General features: G+C 60.1%; 5 protein-coding genes. All 5 read left to right on the plus strand.

The features are described 5' to 3' along the window. Window positions 1-206: 206 nt before the first annotated feature. Window positions 207-1,379 carry a pyridoxal-phosphate-dependent aminotransferase family protein gene (locus UN63_RS16670; RefSeq protein WP_104488613.1) on the plus strand — a complete coding sequence of 391 codons (1,173 nt, stop codon included), beginning with the start codon at window positions 207-209 and terminating at the stop codon, window positions 1,377-1,379. A gap of 84 nt (window positions 1,380-1,463) precedes the next feature. After that, window positions 1,464-2,501: a TRAP transporter substrate-binding protein gene (locus UN63_RS16675; protein ID WP_104488614.1), complete on the plus strand. Its 1,038-nt coding sequence runs from the start codon at window positions 1,464-1,466 to the stop codon at window positions 2,499-2,501. Between the two features lie 60 nt (window positions 2,502-2,561). Continuing rightward, a complete protein-coding gene (locus tag UN63_RS16680) occupies window positions 2,562-3,194 on the plus strand; it encodes a TRAP transporter small permease subunit (RefSeq protein ID WP_104488615.1) in 633 nt (210 codons plus the stop codon). Then, window positions 3,191-4,483 carry a TRAP transporter large permease gene (locus tag UN63_RS16685; RefSeq protein ID WP_104488616.1) on the plus strand — a complete coding sequence of 431 codons (1,293 nt, stop codon included), beginning with the start codon at window positions 3,191-3,193 and terminating at the stop codon, window positions 4,481-4,483. The genes UN63_RS16680 and UN63_RS16685 overlap by 4 nt, the downstream gene beginning before the upstream one ends. Next, a complete protein-coding gene (locus tag UN63_RS16690) occupies window positions 4,459-4,917 on the plus strand; it encodes an amidase family protein (RefSeq protein ID WP_219821205.1) in 459 nt (152 codons plus the stop codon). Before UN63_RS16685 ends, UN63_RS16690 begins: the two co-directional genes overlap by 25 nt. Window positions 4,918-4,919: the final 2 nt, after the last annotated feature.

Here is a 4,919-nt window from a genome sequence, read left to right on the forward strand (position 1 = left end):
CCGCCTGCAGGGCCGGGTGGCGGTGCCGCTGCTCGACGGCATGGCCTGCGCTGTCACCCAGGCTTGCGGCCTGGCCAGACTCGAATGTTCGAAGGCCGGGGCAGACAGTGCCCGGCTGAATTAAGCAAGTTTGAATGTATCAAGGCTGAATTTATCAAAGAAAGGGGAATTTCCCCATTACAGCAAGCCCATCAAAGGAGTGAGTCATGTCATACAAAAGTGGTCGTCATTTTCTGCAGATCCCCGGCCCGTCACCGGTACCGGACCGCATTCTGCGCGCCATGGATTATCCGACCATCGATCATCGGGGGCCGGAGTTTGCCGAGCTGGGCAAGGAAGTGCTGGCCGGCATCAAGCGGATGTTCAAGACCGAGAGCCCGGTGATTATCTATCCGGCCTCGGGCACTGGTGCCTGGGAGGCGGCCCTGGTCAACATCCTGAGCGTCGGCGACAAGGTGCTGATGTGCGAGACTGGCCAGTTTGCCACCCTGTGGCACGAGCTGGCCACCAAGCTGGGGCTGGAGGTGGAGTTTATTCCCGGTGACTGGCGCCACGGTGCCGATCCGCAAGCCATTGAGGCGCGTTTGCGTGCCGATACCGACCATCAGATCAAGGCGGTCTGTGTGGTGCACAACGAAACCTCGACCGGGGTCACCAGCCGTATCGCCGAGGTGCGCCAGGCCATCGACAACAGCGGCCATCCGGCTCTGTATCTGGTCGACACCATCTCCGGTCTGGCTTCCGCCGATTACCGCCATGACGAGTGGGGCGTGGACGTTACCGTATCCGGCTCCCAGAAGGGCCTGATGCTGCCGCCGGGGATCAGCTTCAACGCCTTGAGCGACAAGGCGCTCAAGGCCGCCGAGCAGGCGACGCTGCCCAAATCCTACTGGGACTGGCAGTCGATGCTGGCCAGCAATGCCACCGGTTATTTCCCTTATACCCCCGCTACCAACCTGCTGTACGGCCTTAAGGAAGCCATCAGCATGCTGGAAGAAGAAGGTCTGGAGCAGGTGTTTGCCCGCCACCAGCGTCACGCCGAGGCGACCCGCCGTGCGGTGCGCGCCTGGGGTCTGGAAGTGCTCTGCCTCAACGAGCAGGAGCATAGCCCGGTACTGACTACAGTGCTGCTGCCCGAGGGGCAGGACGCAGACCGGCTGCGCCAAGTGATACTGCAGCGCTTCGACATGTCGCTGGGCGCCGGTCTGGGCAAGCTCAAGGGCCGGGTGTTCCGCATCGGTCACCTGGGCGATATCAACGATTTGACCTTGCTCGGTACCCTGGCCGGTGTCGAGATGGGCCTGGCTTGCGCCGGGGTGCCCCATCAGAGCGGTGGTGTGCAGGCGGCCATGGCCTACCTGTCCGACACCAGCGCCTGATAACGGGCTCCGGCGGCAATGCGGCCGGAGCCATGCTGCGCATGATGCGCACATTATCTTTGTGTTCAAGGAAGGAGTTCCAAGATGAAAAAACTGCTGCTCTCTGCACTGGTCTGTGCCGCCGTATCGGCCAGCCCCGCCATGGCGGAAGACACCATCAAGCTGAAGGTGATCGGCCAGCCGCTGGCCACAGGGCTGATTCAGAAAAACAAGGAACAGCCCTTCTTCGAAACCCTGGCCGAGAAGACTGGCCTGCCGCTCAAGGTGAACTACAAGCCGCTGGATACCACGGGTATCAAGGACGTGGAACAGCTGCGGGTGCTGAAGTCGGGCATGTTCGATCTGGTCTCGCTGCGGATGTCGCAGATCTCCCGCGATGAGCCGACCATTCTCGGCCTGGATCTGGTGGGTCTGAGCCCGGACTTCGCTCAGGGTCGCAAGGTCGCCGACGCCTACAAGGAGACGGTGGACGAACGGCTGCAAGAGCGTTTCAACACCAAGCTTCTGGGCGTCTGGCCTTTCGGCCCCCAGGTGATGTTCTGTAACCATCCGATAGAGAGCCTGGAGGATGTCAAAGGGCTGAAGGTGCGGGTCTATGACCAGAACCTGGCCCAGTTTGTCGAGTCGGTGGGCGGTATTCCCGTGCCTATCGGTTTCGGTGACGTGCACCAGAGTCTGGCGCTGGGCGTGATTGAGTGTGCCATTACCGGCCCCAGCTCGGCCAACTCCGCCGGCTGGCCCGAGGTGACCACCCATGTGCTGCCGCTGGGCTTCCAGATGGCACTCAATGGTTATGGCATCAACCTCAATGCCTGGAACAAGCTGACGCCGGATCAGCAAGTGACGCTGCAGAGCGCGTTTGATGGACTGGTCGATGAAATCTGGACCTACTCCGAAGAGCTGTTCGAGGATGCCGGACGTTGTAATGTCGGTGGAGAGCCCTGCACTACCGGCACCAAGTTCGACCTGGTCGAAGTGCCGGTGACCGAGAAGGACCTGAGCATTGTCGCCAATACGGTGAAAGAAGTGTCTTTCCCCACCTGGGCCGAAGTCTGTAACAAGACCAATCCCGAATGCGCCAGCGACTGGAAGCGTGATGTCGGCGCCATCGCCGGCATGTAAAACCATATAGAGAGCGGGGGATAATCCCCCGCTTTTCATGTGGTGACAAGGAGGTATGTGATGAAACGAATTGAATATATGGCCAGCATGGTGTTTGGGGGAATCTTCCTCCTGCTGTCTTTGCTGGTGGTGACCGAAACCCTGCTGCGCAAGTTTTTAAACGTGTCGCTGCAAGGGGTGGATGAACTGGGCGGTTACGCCCTGGCGGTGGGCGCCACCCTGTCTTTTACCCTGGCACTGCTGGGCCGGGCCCACATGCGTATCGACATTTTTCACGAGAAGTTCCCCAAATCATTACAGACCCTGTTCAACTGGCTGTCGGCTACCTTGATGGCGTTTTTCGGGCTTTTTCTGTTCTGGGTCTGCCTGCAAATCGTGCTGGAAACCCTGGACTACGGCAGCACGGCGCAAACTCCGTGGGCCACCCCGCTCAAGTATCCTCAGGGTCTCTGGCTGGCCGGTCTCACCGTGTTTGCGTTTACCGCATTTGCCTATGGTTTGCGCGCAACCTGGTTGTTGCTGACCGGCCGCAGTGATCAGCTTAATGAAGAGTTTCATCCCAAGGGTGTCAGCGATGAGCTGAAAGAAGAACTGGAAGATTTCAAAAACCGTCAGCAGTCGACCGGATCCGACGAGGATGTTTCGCTATCTAATAGCGTATCCGCGCAGCCGGTCAGGGAGGGAACCCAATGAGTTTATCCGTGGTATTTGTCGGCTTTTTCGCCATGCTGGGACTGTTGCTGATGGGCATGCCCATCGCCGTCAGCATGGCATTGATGGGGGTGATTGGCGGAGTCATGGTGTTCGGCATGCCGTTTGTCGACTCCATCGGCTCCGTGGTCTGGAGCGTGCACAACGAGGCGATTCTGACCGCCATTCCGCTGTTTATCATGCTGGGTGAACTGCTGTTGCGCAGCGGTATCGCCGACAAAATGTATCTGGCCATGGCGGCCTGGCTGGGGCGTCTTCCCGGTGGTTTGTTGCACACCAACATCGGCTCTTGCGCCCTGTTTGCCGCCACTTCGGGTTCATCTGTCGCCACCGCCGCCACCATCGGCACAGTGGCGCTGCCCTCACTTAACGAACGTCAGTATTCCATGCGCCAGTCGCTGGGCAGCCTGGCTGCGGGCGGCACCCTGGGTATTCTTATTCCGCCCAGCGTCAACATGCTGATTTATGGTTCCCTGACCAGCAATTCCATCGGCAAGCTGTTTATGGCCGGCCTGATCCCGGGCATTCTGCTCAGCCTGTCGTTCATGGTATATATCGGCATCTCAAACATGGGCAAGGACGGCAAGCGGGAAGAGGTGATTACCCTGCGTGAAAAGCTGCGCATGTCCCGCTTTTTGATCCCGCCTGCGGTGGTGTTCGGCATCGTCATGGGCAGTATCTATATGGGTATTGCCACCGCGACCGAATCGGCCGCCCTCGGGGTAATGACAGCGCTGTTCTTTTCCTGGCGCGCCGGCCGTCTGAACATGAAGTTCCTGCAAGACAGCTTCATACAGACCGCCCGCATCACCGGCATGATACTGCTGATCATCACCGCCGCCTTCGTGCTCAACCTGACCATCAGCCTCACCGGCGTGGTGGACGAACTGACCGACTGGGTGACCTCGTTCGGACTGAGCACCACGGGTCTGCTGCTGGTACTGATCCTGTTCTATCTGGCGCTGGGCATGTTCATGGACGTGCTGTCGATGCAGGTGCTGACCATTCCCATCACCTATCCGATTGTCACCGCTCTGGGCGTGGACCCCATCTGGTACGGCGTGTTCGTGGTACTGATGTGTGAGCTGGCGCTGATAACGCCGCCAGTGGGTATGAACCTGTTCGTGGTGCAGAGCGTGCGTAAAGACGGCGGCAATATCCAGGATGTAATGTGGGGTGTACTGCCGTTCATGTTGATCATGATGCTGTTTACCCTGTCACTGATGGCCTTTCCGGAGATTGCCCTATGGCTGCCGAACATGATGAGTTGATGAAGTCCGGCTGGCGCCTGGGCGCCACCGAACTGGCGGCGGCCTTTGCCGCCGGCACCCTGACCCCGCTGGAGGTCTGGCAGGACTGCGACGCACGCATCCGGGCGCTCAATCCCGAACTCAATGCGCTGATCGCCCACAACCCCGAGGCCGAAGCAGCGGCCGAGGCCAGCACCCGGCGCTGGAGCCAGGGCAGCCCCCTGAGCCCGCTTGACGGGGTGCCGGTGACCATTAAGGACAACCTCAACGTGGCCGGGCTGGCCACCACCTGGGGCAACAAGGCCCTGGCCGGGCGTCCGGCCGAAGACGATGAGCTGTCGGTGGCCCGTTGCCGCCGGGCCGGCATGGTGATTCTGGGCAAGACCAATGTGCCCGAGTTCACCCTGGAGGGATACACCGACAATCCGCTGTTCGGGGTGACCCGCAACCCCTAGGG

Source organism: Oceanisphaera arctica (assembly GCF_002936955.1).
GTDB classification, from domain to species: domain Bacteria; phylum Pseudomonadota; class Gammaproteobacteria; order Enterobacterales; family Aeromonadaceae; genus Oceanimonas; species Oceanimonas arctica.

Excerpts from the sequence above, each read along its gene's own strand:
- UN63_RS16670 (WP_104488613.1), top strand. The coding sequence starts at position 207 with ATGTCATACAAAAGTGGTCGTCATTTTCTGCAGATCCCCGGCCCGTCA.
- UN63_RS16675 (WP_104488614.1), top strand. The coding sequence starts at position 1,464 with ATGAAAAAACTGCTGCTCTCTGCACTGGTCTGTGCCGCCGTATCGGCC.
- UN63_RS16680 (WP_104488615.1), top strand. The coding sequence starts at position 2,562 with ATGAAACGAATTGAATATATGGCCAGCATGGTGTTTGGGGGAATCTTC.
- UN63_RS16685 (WP_104488616.1), top strand. The coding sequence starts at position 3,191 with ATGAGTTTATCCGTGGTATTTGTCGGCTTTTTCGCCATGCTGGGACTG.
- UN63_RS16690 (WP_219821205.1), top strand. The coding sequence starts at position 4,459 with ATGGCTGCCGAACATGATGAGTTGATGAAGTCCGGCTGGCGCCTGGGC.